At 37.5% G+C, this 19,191-nt stretch carries 22 protein-coding genes; 10 read left to right on the forward strand and 12 right to left on the reverse strand.

From position 1 onward, the window contains the following. Positions 1-31: 31 nt before the first annotated feature. The 3 genes from U9K52_RS15675 (at position 32) to U9K52_RS15685 (ending at position 1,841) form a co-directional block, all read left to right on the forward strand. Positions 32-886, forward strand: a complete 855-nt coding sequence (locus U9K52_RS15675) for a hypothetical protein (RefSeq protein ID WP_322927308.1) — start codon at positions 32-34, stop codon at positions 884-886. 99 nt (positions 887-985) lie between these two features. Next, positions 986-1,237, forward strand: a complete 252-nt coding sequence (locus tag U9K52_RS15680; protein ID WP_322927309.1) for a VF530 family protein — start codon at positions 986-988, stop codon at positions 1,235-1,237. Between the two features lie 103 nt (positions 1,238-1,340). Next, positions 1,341-1,841 (forward strand): FKBP-type peptidyl-prolyl cis-trans isomerase, encoded by a 501-nt coding sequence (locus tag U9K52_RS15685; RefSeq protein WP_263601515.1) that lies wholly within the window; start codon positions 1,341-1,343, stop codon positions 1,839-1,841. 70 nt (positions 1,842-1,911) lie between these two features. Here the strand turns inward: U9K52_RS15685 and U9K52_RS15690 are convergent, their stop codons facing one another. From U9K52_RS15690 to U9K52_RS15700, 3 genes are all read right to left on the reverse strand, one after another. Next, entirely contained in the window at positions 1,912-2,286 is a 375-nt protein-coding gene (locus tag U9K52_RS15690; RefSeq protein WP_322927310.1) for a YchJ family protein, read from the reverse strand. A gap of 264 nt (positions 2,287-2,550) precedes the next feature. After that, the gene (locus tag U9K52_RS15695; RefSeq protein ID WP_322927311.1) at positions 2,551-4,692 is read right to left on the reverse strand and encodes a M3 family metallopeptidase; all 2,142 of its coding nucleotides are present in this window, start codon (positions 4,690-4,692) and stop codon (positions 2,551-2,553) included. Positions 4,693-4,826: 134 nt separating this feature from the next. Beyond that, positions 4,827-5,192, reverse strand: a complete 366-nt coding sequence (locus U9K52_RS15700) for an SPW repeat protein (RefSeq protein ID WP_263601512.1) — start codon at positions 5,190-5,192, stop codon at positions 4,827-4,829. A gap of 229 nt (positions 5,193-5,421) precedes the next feature. On the opposite strand from U9K52_RS15700, the gene U9K52_RS15705 reads away from it, so the two are divergent. After that, positions 5,422-6,240 carry a head GIN domain-containing protein gene (locus U9K52_RS15705; RefSeq protein WP_263601511.1) on the forward strand — a complete coding sequence of 273 codons (819 nt, stop codon included), beginning with the start codon at positions 5,422-5,424 and terminating at the stop codon, positions 6,238-6,240. Here the strand turns inward: U9K52_RS15705 and U9K52_RS15710 are convergent. The 5 genes from U9K52_RS15710 to U9K52_RS15730 all read right to left on the reverse strand — a co-directional run bounded on the left by U9K52_RS15710 (position 6,237) and on the right by U9K52_RS15730 (position 10,661). Beyond that, a complete protein-coding gene (locus U9K52_RS15710) occupies positions 6,237-8,114 on the reverse strand; it encodes a monovalent cation:proton antiporter-2 (CPA2) family protein (RefSeq protein ID WP_322927312.1) in 1,878 nt (625 codons plus the stop codon). The genes U9K52_RS15705 and U9K52_RS15710 overlap by 4 nt on opposite strands. 3 nt (positions 8,115-8,117) lie before the next feature. Next, positions 8,118-8,639, reverse strand: coding sequence for an NAD(P)H-dependent oxidoreductase (locus U9K52_RS15715; RefSeq protein WP_248390795.1), 522 nt, complete (start codon positions 8,637-8,639; stop codon positions 8,118-8,120). Positions 8,640-8,843: 204 nt separating this feature from the next. Beyond that, complete coding sequence (locus tag U9K52_RS15720; protein ID WP_263601509.1) at positions 8,844-9,641, reverse strand: TPM domain-containing protein; 798 nt, start codon at positions 9,639-9,641, stop codon at positions 8,844-8,846. After that, entirely contained in the window at positions 9,622-10,053 is a 432-nt protein-coding gene (locus U9K52_RS15725) for a TPM domain-containing protein (protein ID WP_322927313.1), read from the reverse strand. Before U9K52_RS15725 ends, U9K52_RS15720 begins: the two co-directional genes overlap by 20 nt. Further along, positions 10,053-10,661, reverse strand: a complete 609-nt coding sequence (locus U9K52_RS15730) for a LemA family protein (protein ID WP_248390808.1) — start codon at positions 10,659-10,661, stop codon at positions 10,053-10,055. The genes U9K52_RS15725 and U9K52_RS15730 overlap by 1 nt, the downstream gene beginning before the upstream one ends. Before the next feature lie 75 nt (positions 10,662-10,736). Here U9K52_RS15730 and U9K52_RS15735 point away from each other — a divergent pair, with 75 nt between their 5' ends. Further along, entirely contained in the window at positions 10,737-11,222 is a 486-nt protein-coding gene (locus U9K52_RS15735; RefSeq protein ID WP_248390810.1) for a dihydrofolate reductase, read from the forward strand. A gap of 83 nt (positions 11,223-11,305) precedes the next feature. Beyond that, entirely contained in the window at positions 11,306-11,875 is a 570-nt protein-coding gene (locus U9K52_RS15740; RefSeq protein WP_248390813.1) for a DUF2892 domain-containing protein, read from the forward strand. 112 nt (positions 11,876-11,987) lie between these two features. Here U9K52_RS15740 and U9K52_RS15745 read toward each other — a convergent pair whose 3' ends face one another. From U9K52_RS15745 to U9K52_RS15760, 4 genes are all read right to left on the reverse strand, one after another. Continuing rightward, positions 11,988-12,620 carry a trimeric intracellular cation channel family protein gene (locus U9K52_RS15745; RefSeq protein WP_263601507.1) on the reverse strand — a complete coding sequence of 211 codons (633 nt, stop codon included), beginning with the start codon at positions 12,618-12,620 and terminating at the stop codon, positions 11,988-11,990. A 39-nt stretch (positions 12,621-12,659) separates the two neighbouring features. After that, a complete protein-coding gene (locus U9K52_RS15750; RefSeq protein ID WP_263601506.1) occupies positions 12,660-13,022 on the reverse strand; it encodes a four helix bundle protein in 363 nt (120 codons plus the stop codon). 36 nt (positions 13,023-13,058) lie between these two features. Beyond that, a complete protein-coding gene (gene coaD, locus U9K52_RS15755) occupies positions 13,059-13,523 on the reverse strand; it encodes a pantetheine-phosphate adenylyltransferase (RefSeq protein ID WP_248390821.1) in 465 nt (154 codons plus the stop codon). Positions 13,524-13,589: 66 nt separating this feature from the next. After that, complete coding sequence (locus tag U9K52_RS15760; protein WP_263601505.1) at positions 13,590-14,579, reverse strand: D-alanine--D-alanine ligase; 990 nt, start codon at positions 14,577-14,579, stop codon at positions 13,590-13,592. A gap of 151 nt (positions 14,580-14,730) precedes the next feature. Between U9K52_RS15760 and U9K52_RS15765 the strand changes: the two genes are divergently transcribed. From U9K52_RS15765 to hemW, 4 genes are all read left to right on the forward strand, one after another. Continuing rightward, entirely contained in the window at positions 14,731-15,825 is a 1,095-nt protein-coding gene (locus U9K52_RS15765) for a PASTA domain-containing protein (protein WP_322927314.1), read from the forward strand. Between the two features lie 72 nt (positions 15,826-15,897). Next, on the forward strand, positions 15,898-16,971 hold the full coding sequence (locus tag U9K52_RS15770; RefSeq protein WP_248390826.1) for an RluA family pseudouridine synthase: 1,074 nt from the start codon (positions 15,898-15,900) through the stop codon (positions 16,969-16,971). A gap of 51 nt (positions 16,972-17,022) precedes the next feature. Continuing rightward, entirely contained in the window at positions 17,023-17,973 is a 951-nt protein-coding gene (locus tag U9K52_RS15775) for a type IX secretion system membrane protein PorP/SprF (protein ID WP_248390838.1), read from the forward strand. A gap of 50 nt (positions 17,974-18,023) precedes the next feature. Further along, a complete protein-coding gene (gene hemW / locus U9K52_RS15780; RefSeq protein ID WP_322927394.1) occupies positions 18,024-19,148 on the forward strand; it encodes a radical SAM family heme chaperone HemW in 1,125 nt (374 codons plus the stop codon). Positions 19,149-19,191 lie beyond the last annotated feature (43 nt).

Here is a 19,191-nt window from a genome sequence, read left to right on the forward strand (position 1 = left end):
TATTATCACTACTTTTGAAAAAACTAACAACATGAATCAAATTCTGACAGTACTTGCTGTATTGTTCACTTTTCCTGTAGCAGCACAAAATCCTGAAAAATTCTCAAAAGAAATTAATGAGGAAGGAGTTGCCTTGTATCATAGCGAAATGACCAGCTGGAACGGCACTGATATTTTCATTGAAAACTATAAGAACCGTGAAAATATAGGCGGTTACTTTTCTTATCTGGACGCAGGAATTCCCAAATGTGTTTTTTTCTCTAAAAACCAGAAAGTAATCGGCACTATTTCATTTCCGGCGAATTACAATCCGAAAGATGCAAAGATTGATCTTGAGGAAAGAGATTTTACCCAAAAGGAAACCGAATATTTTACCATAAGGCAAAATGCTTTGAAAAGAATAAAGAATGATACAATTTTCAAAGTATATAAAGATACAAACCTTAATATTGTTCCGCTGATCAGAAATAAAGTTAAGAAAGTGTATATTTTGACAGCAACTTCTGTAGGAAATACGGTTATATTCGGGAATGATTACCTCATCACTTTCGATAATAAAGATCAGGTAAAAAATGTTGAAAAACTACACAATAGTATGATCGTCCAAAAAATTCACGATGAGAAAACAGGACATACGATAAGCGGAATGCACAGTCATGTTATTGAAAACTGGCAGATGATTACACCAACGGATATCTGTACACTGATGTTATATCAGAAATTTACAGAATGGAAAAGTTATATGACGATTTCTAAGAAATTTGTCAGTATCTGGAACTCCAATAATAATCTGGTGATTATGAAGACTGAAAATTTTAAAGGTATGGCAGAAAACATTCTTAAAAATAAAAAGGATAAACCAGAACCAGAAAAGAAAGATAAATAGAGAGTAATCTATATTTAAATTTAATTTCAGATTAAAAAACGGAATCTTTATTTCAGAATTGCTTATGATCCAATACCAATTTATTTCTACTTTTACAACATGGAACAGCAATCTAAAGATCCTCTTCACGGAAAAAGACTTGATGCCATTCTTGAAGAACTGGTAGAATATTACAACGGCTTTGAAAGACTTGGCGAGCAGATCAATATCAAATGTTTTACGGATAACCCAAGCATCAGCTCATCACTGAAGTTTTTAAGGAAAACTCCATGGGCAAGGACAAAAGTAGAAAGCCTGTATCTCTTTGTGCTGAGAGAGAGAAAAAGAAAAGAAACAAGAGGGCAGAAGTAGAATGCTGTGGATGCTTCTTTACCTGTTATTCTTCGCGCAATGAATCCAAAAACAGTATATTTGTAACGTTAATCGTGAAAATTCACGAAAAAAAGAAAAAAATATGACAATCGAAAACAATCATGTTGTAGCTGTAAGTTACATCCTTCACACCATCGAAGAAGACGGGAGTAAAACTCTTGTAGAAGAGACCACAGCAGAAAATCCACTAACGTTCTTATACGGTGTTGGAATGATGATTCCAAAATTTGAGCAGAATATTTTGGGATTACAGGCTGGAGATAAAGCATCATTTGTAATTCAGCCGGAAGAAGCTTACGGGGAAAGACAGCCGGATGCCATTGCACAGTTGCCGATCGATATGTTCCAGGAATCCGGAGTTCCTCCTGTTGGAGCAATTTTACCATTATCTGATAACCAGGGAAATAATTTCCAGGCATTTGTGGTAGAAGTAACACCGGAAGCAGTGGTTGCAGATCTTAATCATCCGATGGCAGGAAAAGTTTTAGATTTCCAGGTAGAAGTTTTAAACACACGTCCAGCAACGCAGGAAGAGCTTGCACACGGTCATGCTCATGGAGTTGACGGAAACGAAGCTCACTAAAATATAAAATGTCCGATTTATTCGGACATTTTTTTATAATCTATAGTTTTACAGTTGTATGCTCTCTTTATTATAAAAATTCGCCGCTTACATAATACCAGCGGTTCTGAATTATTTTAAAAGTTGATAATTCATGATGAACCTGCGGTTGATTATTTTCATCAGTATAGAAGGCTTTAAATTCTACTTTATATAAAGACGGCTTGTTTATAATTTCCAGCTTTGTCCAGGTATTGCTTTCTCCCCATTCCTGTAAATCCTTTTTACTGTGATATTTTCTTTTGCTGGGAAGGGTAGTTTCCATTAAATAATCACCATTCGGAATCGCAAATGCAGAAAAACGCGACCGCATTAATACTTCTGCCGTTGGAGCAAATTTTTCTTTTGTATGATACGGCTTACAGCATTCTTCGTAGGTTTTTCCGGAACAGCAGGGACAATTCATCGTTTTTTTGATACAAATGTAAAGGATTATTTTTTTAATTATCAACAGAGTAAATAGAAGCGGGCTTAGCTCGGCTTGAAAATAAATAATTCAATAGGCTTTAGGCAACGTATAGTTGCACAGAACATAAATTTTACAGACAATTTCATTAATTTTCACCTTAATCAAAAAATCTGCGCGAAGAATAATCATTAATGAAAATATTTTTGCAATTAGTGTTCAGAACCCAAAAAAAAAGCATTCAAAAATGAATGCTTTAAAAAATTATTTAATAAATCCTCTGCTTCTCAATAGAGGCTTGATATCCGGATCATGTCCAGTAAAATCTCTGAATGCCTGATTCAGATCAACAGAATTTCCTACAGACAGTATATACTTTCTGAAACGATCACCATTTTCTCTGGTAAGCCCTCCATTATTTTTAATCCATTCCCAAGCGTCATTATCCAATGTTTCAGACCACAGATAAGCATAATATCCTGCGGAATAACCGCCACCCCAGATATGGGCAAAATAGGGAGTATGGTATCTTGGAGGAACTGTTGATAAAGTAAAACCATGCTTCGCTAATGATTGTTTTTCAAAATCTAAAACTGGAATTAGCTGGCTTTCGCTGGTTACCGTATGCCAGTCCATATCCAATTCGGCAGCGGATACCAGTTCCGTTGTCATATAACCCTGATTGAATGTAGAAGCCTTTTTTATTTTATCTACCAGGGTTTGGGGAATCGGCTGTTTTGTTTCATAATGTAAAGCATAATTTTTCAAAACTACAGGATCCAGCGCCCAGTGTTCATTGATCTGTGAAGGAAATTCCACAAAATCTCTTGGCACATTGGTTCCCGATAGAGAAGGATATTTCTGGCTGGCAAACATACCATGAATAGAGTGTCCGAATTCATGGAAAATAGTTGAAACATCATCAAAGCTTATTAATGAAGGTTTTCCCGGAGCCGGTTTCTGATAATTGTAGCAGTTTACAATAACAGGTTTTGTGCCCAGTAAATAAGACTGCTCAACAAAGTTGCTCATCCATGCGCCTCCGTTTTTAGAATCTCTCGTGTAGAAATCAAGATAATAGATCGCAATAGATTTGCCGTCATGATCAAAAACTTCGTACGTTACCACATCAGGATGATAAACCGGCAGATCTGTTCTTTTCTTAAAAGTAAGTCCGTAGAATTTTTCAGCAGCGAAGAAAACACCTTTTTCAAGAACGGTTGTAATTTCAAAATACGGTTTAATTTCACTTTCATCAAGATCAAACCTGGCTTTTCGTACCTGTTCTGCATAAAAATTCCAGTCCCACGGTTCTACTTCAAATCCACCGTTTTGCTGTTTGATAAGATCCTGAATATCTTTTGCTTCACGTTTTGCGGTTTCCACGGCAGGAGTGGCAATCTGGTTCATTAATTTTGTAGCCGCTTCGGGAGTTTTTGCCATCTGATCCTGCAATTTCCATTCTGCGAAATTCTTTTTGCCTAAAATCTGTGCTTTTTTCAGCCTTAATTTAGCGAGTTTTTCAATCGTTTCACGGGTATCATTGGCGTCTCCTTTTTCAGCTCTGGTCCATGATGCTTTAAATAGCTTTTCTCTAGTGGCCCTGTTCTTCAGGTTTTGCAGCAGAGGCTGCTGTGTGGTATTCTGTAATGGCAAAAGATACTGGCCTTCTTTACCTGCATTTTTCGCGTCGGTAGCGGCAGCCGCAATCTCATCGGCAGAAAGTCCGTCAAGTTCCTTTGCATCCGTAAAGAAAACGCCGCCCTGTTTTCTTGCCTCAAGCAATTTATTGGAATACTGGGTAGATAAAGAAGCCAGTTCCTGGTTGATCTGTTTTAATTTTTCCTTGTCCGCTGCGGAAAGATTGGCTCCGGCAATTTCAAAGTTCTGCTTGTAATATTGTAATAATTTTTTGCTTTCAGAGTCCAGGCCATTTTCCGAAATGGCTTTTATTCTTTTATAAAGATTTTCATTCAGATACATTTTATCGGAATGTGCAGCAAAGATCGGCGCATATTCTTCATCAAGAGCCTGTAATGTGGGATTTGTGTTGGCACTGGTAAGATTAGAAAAAACAATCACGGCTCTTTTCAGCACCTCACCGCTTTTTTCCAGAGCTACCAATGTATTCTCAAAAGTAGGCGCTTCAGGATTATTGGCGATTTTTAGAATTTCAGCATCATGTTGCTTTAGTCCGAAATCAAATGCGGGTTTAAAATGTTCGTCTTTAATTTTGTCAAATTCCGGTGCCTCATACTGAAGTTTGCTTTTCTTCATAAAAGGGTTAGACGACAGGGAAGCGTCCGGAGTGGGAACTTCCGTTTGAATTTCAGTGCTTTTCATTGTAGTACAGGATTGATTAAATGCTAACGCAGAAATTAATAATACTGATGAAATCTTCTTCATAATGATTTATTAATAATGTCTAAAGATATTAAATATTAGCTAAAGATTTAGGGTTTACATTTATCAGAAAGAAATAAAGCTCCTCCTGATTCGGAAAAGCTCTATCATATTGCATTGAAAAAATTATAGGAGTTTTAAATCTGTTTTGGCGCATAAACTGTTGACGTTGCTTTGCGGGAAAGCAGTACCGCAACAATTTCAAAAGCTCCCAGAATAACATGCGGAAGGTAAATCCTGTCACTGAATCCAAACAACCATGGTGAAGCCAGCAGAAGAAAGCCAGCTGCGAAATCTATCGTCAGGTGAATTTTGTATGGAATGACTCTTGCCATGGCATATTCATAGTTTGTTAAAAGGCTGTACAATAATGTCGATACCCCTAATAGTACAGGTATTACAGTGGCTGCACTGTCATCAGCAAATCCTAACAGCCATGGTGAGGCAATTAATAATATACCAACCACGTAATCCAGAATAGCGTGTGTTTTCGATGAAATCATAATATTATATTTTGTAATGTGTATAAATTATAGTTCAATAGATGTACCATTAGACAAATAAATGTGGTATAAATTATTGATTTTTAGAGTTTTTTAATTTTGATTCAATAGAAAAAGAATATTTAAAAATCAAGTATTATGACTCTGGTCTTATAATATATAAAAAGAGATGTAATATTTTTTATAAATTAGGTGTCTATAAATAAGATAATCATAAAAACCATTGAATATGAAATCAACAAGACTTATTATTTTTTCAGCTTTTGTAGTATTGGCATCTTGTGATGGCAATAAAGAAAAGAAGCAGAATGACAGCGAAGGGGACTGGGTGAAAAAAGTAGTGAATACCGATCACGGACCTGTAAGAGAAAAACAGGTAACGGGTGATTTTGACGAGATTGAAGTTTCACAGGCAATAGAAGCTGAAATTATAAAATCCGATATGGAAAAGGTAGTTATTTCCGCCCCCGAAAATATCATTGACGATGTGTTGGTTGATATCAGCGGTGGTGAGCTTCATATCCATTATAAAAAGGGAATCAGAGTAATGAATAACCATAATGTTACCGCAAAAATTTATGCTAAAGATTTTACGAAAATAGAAGCTAATTCTGCGGCAGGTATAGTGGTAAAGGATAAATTCGTTCAGGAAAAAACAAGTATTGAAGTATCTAGCGCAGGATCGGTGAGTGGAAATCTTGAAGCCAATGATTTTGAGATTTCTGCCGGAAGCAGTAGCAGTTTTTCAGGTAAAATATGGGCGGTGGATCTTGATATTGATGCATCTTCAGGAGCAAGCATGAATCTTTCGGGAAAAGCTAAAAATGCAGAAGTGTCCTCATCATCAGGAAGCAGCATTTCTGCAAAGAATCTTGTTGCAGATAACCTGAAAGCGGAGGCCTCAAGCGGAGCGAGTATTGATATCAGCGCTGCATCATCCATTAATGCGGAAGCTTCTTCGGGGGGAAGTATAGATGTTTCTAAAAAAGGAAATGTAACTTCTGTAACGAAACAGGAAAACAGCGGTGGAAGCGTAAGTATTCATTAATTATTTTCATTATCGTCTTCATCATTTGACGAATCTTCCCATTGATTATTTTCAAAATTAAGATTGTCATAAGCCAATAATTCCTCCTCTCTCTGGAGGATTTCTTTTGTCGTAAAAAGATGGATTTCATCATCTTCTTCAGCCTTGGCAAGTTTCCTGATCGACTCTTTGTCAATGGCCATAAATCTTTGCCCAAGACGTCTTGCGGCATATTTCCGCATTCCGGTTTCGTGGAGTACGTCAACCGCCATATCAACGGCTGTACCCAACGTTTCACGATAAATATTATTGATGCCGTTATTTAAAAAATCATACGCATCAATTCTGTTTTTAGCCCTTACAAATATTTTTACGTGAGGATAATTTTCGCTGACTATTTCGGCAACAAATTTATTGTCATCCGGGTCGTCCAGGCAGAGAACAAGTATTTCTGCATCTTCAATTCCTGCAGCACGTAAAGTGGGAATTTTAGTAGCATCGCCGTAATATACTTTAAAACCGTAGCTTCTTAATAATTTAACACGATCAGAATCTCTGTCTAAAACCGTTGCGGAAATTTTATTAGCTTTCAAAAGCCTTCCCACTGTACTTCCAAAATGACCGAAACCTACAATGATAATTTTCTTTTGACGGGGGTTGTTTTCCAGAATATTAAAATCATTATCAGCATCAGGAGTCTCTCTGACAAAATGTGGCGTAATCAGTTTATCATTGATAATTAAAAGGAATGGCGTGATACACATGGTAATCGCTGTAACAGCCATCATTTGTGCATTAAGCTCAGGAGACAGCAGATAGAGATTGGAGGCGTAGTTGATCAGTACAAATGCAAATTCTCCTACCTGAGAAAGCGCAAATGCGTAAAAGAGACTTTGAGGAGTATCGATTTTAAAAAATCTGCCGATAAAAAAAAGAACGATAAATTTAATGATCAACACCGCAAAAACCGTACTGAAAATAAAAACAGGATCCTCCTGAATGATATTAAAGTTCATTGTTGAGCCTACACTCACAAAAAAAACGGCAAGCAGCAATCCTTTAAACGGATCGATATGTGCTTCCAGCTCATGGCGGAACTCACTGTTGGCCAGCATTACACCCGCAAGAAAAGCTCCCAGGGCGGGCGATAGACCAATGGCAACCATTAATTCCGAAACCCCTATGACCAGAAAAAGGGAAGAAGCCGTTAAAAGTTCCGTCATTCCGGATTTTGAAACATATCTTAAAAAAGGAACAAAAACATATCTTCCGAGTAAGATTAATATAACCACTCCTAAAATTACGGTTGCAAACTGCATCCATTCCGGAAGGGTCTGAATAAGTACCTGAATTTCGTTATCCTGATGTCTTGCCTTGTAATGTGCGATCAGCGGCAATATTGCCAGAATAGGAATTACCGCAATATCCTGGAATAAAAGGGTGGAAAATGAAGCCTCACCCGCAAGTGTTTTTAAATTATTTTTTTCCTGTAAAGTCTGTAAAACAATCGCTGTGGAAGAAAGAGCAAAACACATGGCGATAGCAATCGATTTGTCCAACGGCCATCCAACCATTATAAAAACAAGGAAAAGCAGGGAAATGGTAAGAAGCATTTGTGTGAGTCCCAGTCCGATAATTTTTTTCCGCATTTCCCAGAATTTTCTCGGCTCAAGCTCTAATCCTACTAAAAAAAGCAACATGATTACCCCGAATTCACTGGCATGCATAATATCATTAACATCTTTTCCGGTAAGTTTCAGTACATAAGGGCCGATGATAATTCCCCCCGCAATATACCCGATTACAGAGCTTAATCCGAATTTCCTTGCCAGCGGAACCATAATAATGGCAACGCCCAGGAATAAAAGGGTATTCATGGCTAAGCTTGTTTCCATAGTTTATTGATTAAGAAGTTCTGAAAACTCTTTTTTATGGGTAATGATTTCTTTTTTTGAAAGCTTATTGGCTTCGTAAACGATTTTAATATTTTTGATATCTGCCTTGAAGACATTCAGTGAAACAATGAGTCCGCTGATGAGTTCTTCAACAGTGAATTTGTAGGTTCCTTCTCTGTGAAAAGATCTTTCCTTTCCACCGGTAGTTACCAGAATGTAAACTTCCTTTCCCTGAAGAGGGTTATAATTTTCCTCCTTGAGCCAGTCGCGGTCAAATACCTCGTCGATCCACAGTTTCAGCAGAGGTGGCATTCCGAACCAGATCAGTGGAAACTGGAAGATAAAACGTTCATAGTTTTTTATTCTTTTTCTTTCCCTGAATGCGGCAATATGAAAATCCGGATATTCTTCGTAAAGGTCTCTTAAGGTAAAATGCTGGTGGCGAACATAGAAATTGATGAGCTCTGCATTCGAGTTGGAGTGCTCTAAATAAGGATGCGCAAAAACTACCAACGTCTTCTTCATAAACCTGTTTTACGTAAATATAATGAAAAAAATCTGTTTTAAAAACAGATTTAGAGCATATTTATTAATTTTTAATACATTTTTTCATTATTTCATTAAGAAATAACTAAATAATAATTAATTCAATATTAAATTCTCCCATATGATTAAGGGTATAGAAATTATTAATATGATTTTAATAAAAATTAAAGAAAATAATCGAATTTACCATCCTCCGGAAGCGCCGCCGCCGCCGAAGCTGCCGCCGCCGCCAAATCCGCCGAAGCCTCCACCGCCTCCGGAACTTCCACCGCCAAAACCTCCTCCGAAGCTGCCGGGGAAAGGGAAAAACCCGCCGGAATAATTTCTTCGGCCTCTTCTCGAAAGGATAACATCGTCGTCATCGTCATTTCCGCCTCCTCTGTTTCCGAAAAGGATGGCAAAGATGATAAAGATGACAAAAGCAATAATGATAATTTTGATCAGGCCTCCGCTTTCGTTCTTCTGATTCTTTTTTAAAGGCTTGAATTTCCCCTGCACGGCTTCCATAATTGCAGAAGTTCCGCGGTCGATTCCTTCAAACCATTCACCCTGCTTAAAATGCGGGGTTACAATATAATCAAGAATCTGTCCTGCAACTGAAGCTGTTAAATATTGTTCAACTGCCCGTCCCTGTTGGATAGACATGGTATGATCTTCGGTCGCAATTAAAAAAACAACCCCATTATCAACGTCCTTCTGGCCGATTCCCCATTTCTCGCCGAACATGGTCGCCAAAAAATTGACATCTTCTCCATTTGTTGATTTGATGATGACCACCTCAATTTCCGTGGAAGTGGAATCTGAAAAAGCAATAAGCTTTTTATTAAGGTCATTTTTTTCCTGTTCGGAAAGAAGATTGGCTTCATCAAAAACAGGATATAAAACCGCCGGCTTGTCCGGAATAGAATATTGTGCTGATACAAATGTGTAAAAGCATAGAAGTAAAAATGAAAATACTATTTTAAGAGAAGGTAATTTCATTAGACAGCTCGTTGGGGTTTTCTCCTGTTACAGGAAAATGTTTTTTAAGTTCAAGACCTGTTTCGAGGATAGCACTTTTCAGCGCTTTATAATAATTTCCTTTGGCAAATTCAGAAGTTATGAAATCATGAAGATGATCCCAGTAAGATTGATGCACTTTTTCATGAATACCGGTATCTCCGATGATGGTGAGGTATTTTTGTTCAAAATTAACATGAAAAAGCACGGCATTTCTTTCGGCAGTTTTTGCCATGCACAATTCTTCAAAGACCTTGAATGCCGTTTTAGCGTTGTCATTGTCTGTATTGGAATCAATATGCACACGGATTTCGCCGGTAGAATGCTCTTCTGCTGACTGAATAGCTTCCACAAGGGAAGCTATCTGCTGATTTGTAAGGAAATTCCTGGCCATTATTCAGTGAATACTTCAGGTGCTTTTTCTGCGCCCGCTTCAGCTTTGAAATAAGGTTTTTCTTTAAAGTTGGTAAAGTTTGCCAGAATATTATTCGGGAACTTTTTAATAGTTGTGTTGTAATCCTGAGCGGCCTGGTTGTAGTATACCGTTTCTGTACGGATGCTGTTTTCAATGGCAGTATATTCTCTCTGGAAATTAATGTATTGCTGGTCTGCTTTTAAATTCGGATACGATTCTACAACAGCCATCAATCTGCTTAATGCTCCGGATAATTCGCCCTGTGCAGCCTGGAATCTTGCCATATCCTGCTCGGTCATATTGGTAGGATCAACATTGATAGACGTTGCTTTTGAACGTGCTTCAACAACTTTTGTTAATGTTTCCTGCTCAAATTTAGAGTAAGATTTCACGGTTCTTTCAAGATTAGGAATCAGGTTGGCTCTTTTCTGATAAACCGTTTCTATATTAGACCATTTGGTATTTACGTTCTGTTCTTTCGTTACAAAATTATTGTAGCCGTTTTTGCCCCAGAAGAATAAAAATCCAACAATAACCAAAAGAGCTATGCCGATAGTTCCGGCGCTCAGACAGCCTCTGTTTTTCATAGTTTAATTTTTTTAATATTTTTTGTGCTGATCAAATATACAAATTATGTGCTAATTTTGTAAAAAATAATTTTAATGACAACAATAGTCGTGGCAATGGGGGAAAAGAACGAAATTGGTTTTGAAAATCAGTTACTTTGGCATCTCCCGAAAGATTTAAAACACTTTAAAGAGATTACTACCGGGCATCCGGTGATTATGGGAAGAAAAACATATGAAAGTATCGGAAAACCTCTTCCCAACCGTACCAATATTGTTGTATCCGGAAAAAGCGACTGGTTTGAAGAAGGGATTCTCATTGTAGGAAGTATTAAGGAAGCCATAAAATTTGCGAAGAAAATTGATGAAGAAATTTTTATCATCGGCGGCGGTAAAATTTATGAGCAGACGATAGATATGGTTGATAAACTGGAAGTAACTTTAGTAAAAGCTGATCTTGAAGCAGATACCTTCTTTCCAAAGATCGATTCTAAAGTCTGGAAAAAAGTAGAAGAAATCTGCTACGAGAAAGATGATAAGAATCAATATGATTTCTGTTTTCAGACCTACGAAAAAATTTAAAGTTTGAAGTTCGAGGTTTCGGGTTTGAAGTTCTGCATTCTGAACCTTAAATTTCTTATCTTTGCACTTCTTAAAATCTAATAATGAATAAATATATAAAAATTGCTGTTGCTGCAGTTCTGATACTTTTAGGACTTTACATGATGTTTTTTACCAGAAATCTGGGGTGGGGAATTGTAATTTTCCTCTTAGCAGGAGTGCCGATTCTGCTTTTCTTTAAAAATGAATATATCCTGCTTGCTTTCTGGCAGCTGAGAAAACAAAATATGGAAAAAGCGGCCGACTGGCTGAAAAATATCACAAATTACCAGGCACAGCTTCACAAGTCTCAATATGGTTATTTTCATTACCTGACAGGATTAACACAGGCACAGGATCATCCGACGAAAGTAGAACCTCTTATGAAAAAAGCATTGGAATATGGTCTTAATATGAAACATGATCGTGCAATGGCTACATTAAACCTGGCCGCAGCAGCTATTTCCAAGGGAAGAAAACAGGAAGGGCAAAAATTGCTGGAAGAGGCGAAAAGACTGGACAGCGCCGGAATGATGACTGATCAGATCAAAATGATGAAAGAACAGTTGAAAATGCCGACTATGCAGAAACACATGCATAATCCTAATATGAGAAACAGAGGGAAATTCTTTTAATTAAAATTTTATTAAATATAGAAATGCACTTGAGAAATCAGGTGCTTTTTTATTTTAAACAAGTAGCTTAATATTCTTAAGCTCTTAAATATTTAATGGTTAAAAATTAATTTTACATCTCAGAATTATGCTCATAGCCATAAAATTTCGGGATCTGCCAGTGGTATTTCACGGCTAAAGTTCTTATGGAAACAATCAGTAAAATTGTAAAAATCTGAATGATGGTATATGATAAGGTGGTGAACTTGGTTAGTAATAAAAATGCAGATCCTCCTACGATACAGGCGGTTGCATAGATTTCTTTCCTGAAAATCAAAGGAATCCGGTTAAGTAAGATATCCCGGATGATTCCCCCGAAACAGCCGGTGATGGTTCCTAATCCTATGCAGATTAAAGGATGAATATCTGCATGAAGACCTTTCTGAACACCGATGATGGTAAACAATCCCAATCCGAAACTGTCGAAAATAAATAAAGTAACCCTGAAGTTTTTTTCAAAAGATTTAAAAATCATGGTGAAAATGCTGGTCAGGATAATCAAAGCACAAGTCAGAAGATCATGCATCCAGAACACCGGGATGTCCAGAAGCAAATCTCTCACTGTTCCGCCACCCACTGAAGTTACAAATGCAATAATCAGCACCCCGAACGGATCAAGCCGTTTCTGCATGGCCGCAAAACTTCCCGACATCGAAAAAGATATCGTTCCAAGGACTTCTATGGCAAAATTGAACTGTTCGTGCATTTTTTATAGGTAATGAGTAATTGGTAATAAGTAATATGATTATAGTGTTGTATTTTGAGATAATTTGAATTTATAAGCAGTCATTACTTTTACCAATTCATCACATTCTGATCTTAAATGCGAGATTTTTCCGGGATCCAAATATTCCAGCTCTTCTATTATTTCTAACCAGAATTGAGTCTCGTCAATTTCTTCTACAACGATGCATATTTTAGAAAATCTTTCCTTTTCGGATCTTGCTCTCGCAACTGCTCTGTAATTAGCAGCTACAGAAGTTGCTGATCTTATAATTTGTTTTCTGATTATTGAAAGATCATCAGAATAAGGTAATGGTGACAACGATTTAATAATGGAAATCGAAAAATCTTTAGTTCGATCTCTAAATAACTGATTAAAATCCATAGTTGTAAAAATTACTCAATACCCATTACTTATTACTTATAATTGTACTCTTACCGAGTCCGGGACTAAAAGTCCGTATTCTCCGCCGTGATTGATAATTTCCCTAACAATGCTGCTGCTGATGAAGGATTTTCCGGATGAGGTCAGTAAAAATACCGTTTCCAGTTTTTTATGGGCTAACGTTCTGTTAGTATGCGCAATCGCTTTCTCAAATTCAAAATCTGCAGGATTTCTCAGTCCTCTGATGATGTATTGAGCGTTTTTTTCAAAACAGTAGTCAACTGTAAGGCCTTCAAAATAATCAACCTCCACATTCGGGAATTCGGCAACAGAGTTTTGAATGAACTCCATTCTTTTTTCCAGGGGAAACATATATTTCTTCTGGGAATTCTGCCCAATGGCGATTATTAATTTATCAAAAAGCGGCGCTGCACGTTCTATAATGTCGTAATGTCCTAGAGTAATGGGATCAAATGAACCCGGGAAAACAGCAATTTTCATGCGTGATAAAGTTATAAGTTATGAGCTATTAATTATGAGTTTTTTTCTGATATCTAGCTCTAATGTCTAATTTCTTTTATTCAAAGCTTTTTCAACCTCGTTTCCGCAAAGGTCTGTGATGGAAATTCCGTAAATCTTGGCCTGTTGCGGAAGTATGCTTGCAGGCGAAAACCCGGGGTTGGTATTCATTTCCAGCATGTAGGGAATTCCGTCCATCAGAATGTATTCACTTCTTGAAAACCCACTCATCCCTAATGAATTGTACGCTTTCTTTGCGATTTCTACTACGCGGATTCTCGTTTCTTCATCGATTCTCGCAGGGGTAATTTCTTCAGAAGCACCTTCATATTTGGCTTCATAATCGAAGAATTCATTTTTAGGAACAATTTCCGTGATGCCCAGAACAATAGTTTCTCCTTTATAATCAATAACGCCAACGGAAACCTCCATACCGTTAAGAAAACTTTCAATTAAAATTTCATCATCTTCTTTAAAGGCAATTTCGGTAGCGGCAATGAGTTCGGACTTTTCTTTCACTTTTGAAATTCCCAGTGAAGATCCCGACTGATTGGGTTTAACAAAAACAGGAAGACCAAGATTTTCTACAATTTCATCAACATTGATACCTTCTCCTTTTCTTAGGTAGACACTTTTTGCAGAAGGAATACCATATTTGGAAAGTACGGCTAGCGTATCTTTTTTATTGAAAGTAAGAGCACTCTGGTAAAAATCACAGCCGGTATACTTCTGGCCGATAGCATCCCAATATGCCTGAAGAATGCCGTTTTCTCCCGGTGTTCCGTGAATGATGTTGAAGCACACATCAAATTTCAGCGTTGTATTGTTATCGATGGCTACAGAAAAATCGCCTTTGTTAATCTGAAATTTCTGATTATTTTCATCTAAAAAATACCATTCATCCCGAAGAACAATTACTTTATATACATCATAAAGGTTTCTGTCCAGAGAATCATAGATCAGTTGTCCGCTCTTCAGTGATACAACGTATTCATCAGAATAGCCTCCCATCACTACAGCAACACTCTTTTTGTTCATATTCTTAAAGTATCAATTGGGGCAAATTTAATGATTTTATATCATGCAATTTTGGAAATTCTAAAATTTTGAAAACGAAAATGCTCAACGGAAATCGAAGCACATTCTAAAATATTAATTATATTTGCTGTCTAATTATAGTATTTTTAGTATGCTTAAATCACTTTTCAATTGGAAAGTTTTACTGAACTTAGTTGTTGCCATCGGTGTTTTCGTGGGATTGGTTTGGCTTACATTCCGTTGGCTGGAGCATCATACCAATCACGGCCAGGAAATTCCCGTTCCCAATATTGTCAATAAATCGGTACAGGAAGCAATCAAGATATTGGACGATTCTGGATTGGATTATGAGGTGGATAGTTTTAAATATGATCCCAAATACAGACCGTTCCAGGTATTGCAGGTATATCCTGCTCCCGGCTCGCGTGTAAAAGACGGAAGAGCAATCCAACTGAAAGTGAACCCGAGAACCTGGGCCAGAGTGGAAGTTCCTGATGTGATCAATAAATATTCAGGACTTGCATTTCAAAGACTGGAACAGGTAGGGCTAAAAGTAGGAGATACTATTTTTGAGCCGAGCATTCAGAAAGATGCAGTTTTAAGAATATTGTACAAAGGAACGGCTGTAAAACCTAAAACCAAACTTCCGAGATTTTCTGTGGTAGATGTCGTAATAGGTTCCGGGCCGCTGAGAAATATTTCCATTCCGAATGTTGTAGGGCTTACGGTAAAAGAAGCCAGAGCTGTGATCGCCAGAAGCATGTTTGAAGTGGGACTTGTAGAGCATGAAGACGGCAGTAAAGACGAATCTGATATTATCTATTATCAGGATCCTGCTGCAGGAGATGTAAGAGATCAGGGAATGCAAATGGATCTCTGGGCCAGTAAAAGAACTCCGGCTGAGCTGAGAGCGAAAATAGAAGAGCTGAATTCCATTTACAGAATGAAGGTAGACACGGCGCTGCCTCCGATTCAGTATCAGGAAATGCCTGTTCAGGAGCCGGCTTATGAAGCTCCTCCGCCTGTTGCAGCGCCTAAAAGAGAAACCCCGAAACCTTCGACGGATATACAGAAGACAGATGCGCAGAAATCTTCGGTAAAACCTTCTTCTTCAGGAGCTGAAAGTGCTAAGCCGAAAACTACGGGTACCGGTACTTCCGGAAATACAACTTCCGCTAATAAACCTTCTGCAACAACACAAAAAACTGCAGAAAAGGCGAAAGCTAAGAAAGTAGTAGTAGAATAAGTATCGATTCTTATAAAAATACAGGCTTCAACTTTTATTATGTTGAAGCCTTTTGTATAAAAAAATATAACAATGGCAGAAGATAACGAAGATTTTTTCGATGAAGAATTAGCAGACCAGAACAGTATCGACAATATTGATATTGATGAGGAAAATAAAGGACTTTATGAACACCTTAATATTACGGTGGATAAAAGTCAGGAACCCCTGAGAATTGATAAATTCTTATTGATCTTCCGGCAAAACTCTTCCAGAAATAAAATTTCCCAGACCTGCAGGGCCGGGAACGTTATCGTAAACGGAGTTGCCGTAAAACAGAACTATCGTGTAAAGCCGGGTGACCAGATTTCCGTTTTACTGGCGCATCCACCAAGGGAGAATTTTATTATTCCGCAGAACATTCCGATCAATATCGTGTACGAAGATGATGATCTTATTGTTGTAGATAAAGATCCCGGAATGGTTGTTCACCCCGGATTTGGAAACTGGGACGGAACTTTGGTGAATGCTTTAGCCTATCATTTCGAACAGAATGGTGAGAAGTCTGATCTGGACAGAGTAGGATTGGTTCACAGGATCGATAAAGATACTTCCGGATTACTGGTCATTGCAAAAAATGAATATGCATTGAGCTTTTTAGCAAAACAGTTCTTCGACAGGAAAACGAAGAGGCTGTACTGGGCTTTCGTCTGGGGAAATGTACAGGACGATGAAGGCACCATTAGAGGCCATATCGGGCGCCATCCGAAAAACAGGATGCAGATGCATACCTATGAAGACGGCAGCCAGGGAAAACATGCAGTGACACATTACAAAGTTCTAGAAAGATTCAGATATATGACATGGGTAGAATGTAAACTGGAAACAGGAAGAACCCACCAGATCAGGGCGCACTTCAAACACATTGGGCATACCTTATTTAATGATGAACGATATGAAGGGCATACACCTCTCCGTGGCGTGAATCTTCCTAAGTATAAGCAGTTTATAAAAAATGTATTCGAAATTCTGCCCAGACATGCGCTCCATGCCCATACTTTAGGTTTTATACATCCTACTACAAAAAAGGAATTATATTTTGAAAGCCCAATGCCGAAAGATATGGCGGATGCTGTAAAAAAATGGAGAAATTATTTAGAAAACTAAAAATATATTGAGAATTTTTTTATATTTGTTGAATTGAAATCAAGATTTGTTATGAGAAAACTATATGCTATCGTATGTTTAGCTCTTTTGTCAAATGCATACAAAGCACAAGAAACATTACCATACTATCAACAATACCTTTTGGATGGTGAGTTTCTTTTCAACCCAGCACAATACGGAAAAACTGACTATGTGCAACTTAATCTTAACTATCAGCAGCAATTTTCGAAGTTCAGTGAGTCTCCAAACGTACAGTCGGTGGGGATCAACGCGAACATCTTTGATAGAGTAGGGGCAGGTTTATCTGTATTCAGAGACAGTAATGGTCCTATTTCTGCAGGAGGTATTACGGCTGGTGCTTCATATTTTATTCCTCTTAGCAGTGAAGGAGACAGAAGAGACCAGTTCTCTTTCGGTACAAGCGTAAGCTTTTACAACATGAATTTTGATTATTCAAAAATTAATACACAGGATGCTTCAGATCCTTTATTACAGGGAACTGAAAGCAACATTTTTATGGCTTATGCCAATTTCGGGGTAGCGGCAACCTATAGAAATATCTTTGCAGCAGTTTCTGTGAATGATATTGCTCTTACAAACGACGAAGCAATTGTTAACGGACGGGAGCCTTCTCCGATCAAATTCTTTTTAAATTTAGGATATGACTGGCATGTAGGTGATAATATCTATTTCACTCCTTCAGCATTAATCAACCTTAACACCAACTCTACAAGAACGATTGATTATAACTTAATGGCAACGTTCTTTAATGATATCAATTCTTTCTCTTTCGGGGTAAACTACAGATCTGTTCAGAACAGATTCGACAGCCAGCAATTACAGATTGCTCCGGTTGTGAAAGTAAGATTCAACAAATTTATGATAGGTGCTACCTACAACATCGGATTGTCTGATATCCAGGAATATGGAGGAAACAGCTTCATGCTTGGAGTAGGATATAACTTCGATAACTTCATTAACCACAGAGGTTATAGATATTAATTAATTTAATTTAAATAAATTTGAGCTCTGAATTTTCAGGGCTTTTTTTTATGATCTATATTCACATCCCCTTTTGCAAACAGAAATGCAGCTACTGCAATTTTCATTTTTCAACATCTTTGAATTTTAAAGATGAAATGCTGGCTGCGATGAAAAAGGAAATCCTCCTCAGGAAGGATGAATTGCAAAATAAAAACCTTCAGTCTCTCTATTTTGGCGGCGGAACCCCTTCTATACTTTCACCTGACGAGATAAAATCTCTTATTGATGATACTTTAAAATATTTCACTTTTGAAAAAGATATTGAAATAACACTGGAAGCCAATCCCGACGATCTGGATAGAAACTTTCTGAAAGGTCTCTCTGATTCTCCAATAAATCGCTTGTCTATTGGCACTCAAAGTTTTTTTGAAGCAGATTTAAAACTGATGAACCGTGCGCATACTGCTTCCGAAGCAGAGGACTCGATTAAAAGATCTCAGGATTTCGGATTTGAAAACCTGAGTATTGATCTCATTTACGGTTCGCCTACTTCCAATATGGAAATCTGGAAACAAAATTTAAATAAAACCATTGCGCTGGAAGTTCCGCACATCTCTTCCTATGCGTTAACGGTAGAGCCCAAAACGGCCTTGGAAAACTGGATTTCAAAAGGTAAAGTAATCAGCCCGAAAGAAGAGGAACAGAATCAGGAATTCTATTATTTATCTGATTTTCTAAAAGATAAGGGTTTTGAACATTATGAAGTATCCAATTTTGCAAAACCCGGATTTTATTCCAGACACAATTCTTCATACTGGAAATATAAGGAATATCTTGGAATCGGGCCTTCGGCCCACTCATACAACGGTTTTGATGTCCGTAGCTGGAATGTAGCCAACAATCAGCAATATATTAAAAAATTAAACTCCGGTCTTTTGGCTAAAGAAGAGGAGATTCTTTCACAGAAGGATCAGTTTAATGAAATGATAATGATCGGTTTACGAACAGTGTGGGGTGTTGACCTTACTTGGCTTAATAAAAAATTCAACGGTGAAATTCTTGAATATTTCCAAAAACAAATAAAACCAAAGCTTGAAGAAGGAATAGTAACCATAGAAGAAAATTATTTGAAGATTCCTGAAAAACATTGGTTTATGGCAGACGGAATTGCCGCGGATTTGTTTATGGCTTAGACAGAAGGTTCGAAGCAGGAGGCAGAGTGACGGTTTGTAAAAA

Source organism: Chryseobacterium sp. MHB01, from assembly GCF_034651565.1.
GTDB lineage: Bacteria > Bacteroidota > Bacteroidia > Flavobacteriales > Weeksellaceae > Chryseobacterium > Chryseobacterium nepalense.

Excerpts from the sequence above, each read along its gene's own strand:
- U9K52_RS15725 (WP_322927313.1), bottom strand. The coding sequence starts at position 10,053 with ATGGCCAGGAATTTCCTTACAAATCAGCAGATAGCTTCCCTTGTGGAA.
- U9K52_RS15680 (WP_322927309.1), top strand. The coding sequence starts at position 986 with ATGGAACAGCAATCTAAAGATCCTCTTCACGGAAAAAGACTTGATGCC.
- U9K52_RS15700 (WP_263601512.1), bottom strand. The coding sequence starts at position 5,192 with ATGATTTCATCGAAAACACACGCTATTCTGGATTACGTGGTTGGTATA.
- U9K52_RS15760 (WP_263601505.1), bottom strand. The coding sequence starts at position 14,579 with ATGAACAAAAAGAGTGTTGCTGTAGTGATGGGAGGCTATTCTGATGAA.
- U9K52_RS15710 (WP_322927312.1), bottom strand. The coding sequence starts at position 8,114 with ATGGAAACAAGCTTAGCCATGAATACCCTTTTATTCCTGGGCGTTGCC.
- U9K52_RS15750 (WP_263601506.1), bottom strand. The coding sequence starts at position 13,022 with ATGGATTTTAATCAGTTATTTAGAGATCGAACTAAAGATTTTTCGATT.
- U9K52_RS15675 (WP_322927308.1), top strand. The coding sequence starts at position 32 with ATGAATCAAATTCTGACAGTACTTGCTGTATTGTTCACTTTTCCTGTA.
- U9K52_RS15685 (WP_263601515.1), top strand. The coding sequence starts at position 1,341 with ATGACAATCGAAAACAATCATGTTGTAGCTGTAAGTTACATCCTTCAC.
- U9K52_RS15745 (WP_263601507.1), bottom strand. The coding sequence starts at position 12,620 with ATGCACGAACAGTTCAATTTTGCCATAGAAGTCCTTGGAACGATATCT.
- U9K52_RS15740 (WP_248390813.1), top strand. The coding sequence starts at position 11,306 with ATGAATAAATATATAAAAATTGCTGTTGCTGCAGTTCTGATACTTTTA.
- U9K52_RS15775 (WP_248390838.1), top strand. The coding sequence starts at position 17,023 with ATGAGAAAACTATATGCTATCGTATGTTTAGCTCTTTTGTCAAATGCA.
- hemW (WP_322927394.1), top strand. The coding sequence starts at position 18,024 with ATGATCTATATTCACATCCCCTTTTGCAAACAGAAATGCAGCTACTGC.
- U9K52_RS15690 (WP_322927310.1), bottom strand. The coding sequence starts at position 2,286 with ATGAATTGTCCCTGCTGTTCCGGAAAAACCTACGAAGAATGCTGTAAG.
- U9K52_RS15705 (WP_263601511.1), top strand. The coding sequence starts at position 5,422 with ATGAAATCAACAAGACTTATTATTTTTTCAGCTTTTGTAGTATTGGCA.
- U9K52_RS15765 (WP_322927314.1), top strand. The coding sequence starts at position 14,731 with ATGCTTAAATCACTTTTCAATTGGAAAGTTTTACTGAACTTAGTTGTT.
- U9K52_RS15695 (WP_322927311.1), bottom strand. The coding sequence starts at position 4,692 with ATGAAGAAGATTTCATCAGTATTATTAATTTCTGCGTTAGCATTTAAT.
- coaD (WP_248390821.1), bottom strand. The coding sequence starts at position 13,523 with ATGAAAATTGCTGTTTTCCCGGGTTCATTTGATCCCATTACTCTAGGA.
- U9K52_RS15735 (WP_248390810.1), top strand. The coding sequence starts at position 10,737 with ATGACAACAATAGTCGTGGCAATGGGGGAAAAGAACGAAATTGGTTTT.
- U9K52_RS15730 (WP_248390808.1), bottom strand. The coding sequence starts at position 10,661 with ATGAAAAACAGAGGCTGTCTGAGCGCCGGAACTATCGGCATAGCTCTT.
- U9K52_RS15720 (WP_263601509.1), bottom strand. The coding sequence starts at position 9,641 with ATGAAATTACCTTCTCTTAAAATAGTATTTTCATTTTTACTTCTATGC.
- U9K52_RS15715 (WP_248390795.1), bottom strand. The coding sequence starts at position 8,639 with ATGAAGAAGACGTTGGTAGTTTTTGCGCATCCTTATTTAGAGCACTCC.
- U9K52_RS15770 (WP_248390826.1), top strand. The coding sequence starts at position 15,898 with ATGGCAGAAGATAACGAAGATTTTTTCGATGAAGAATTAGCAGACCAG.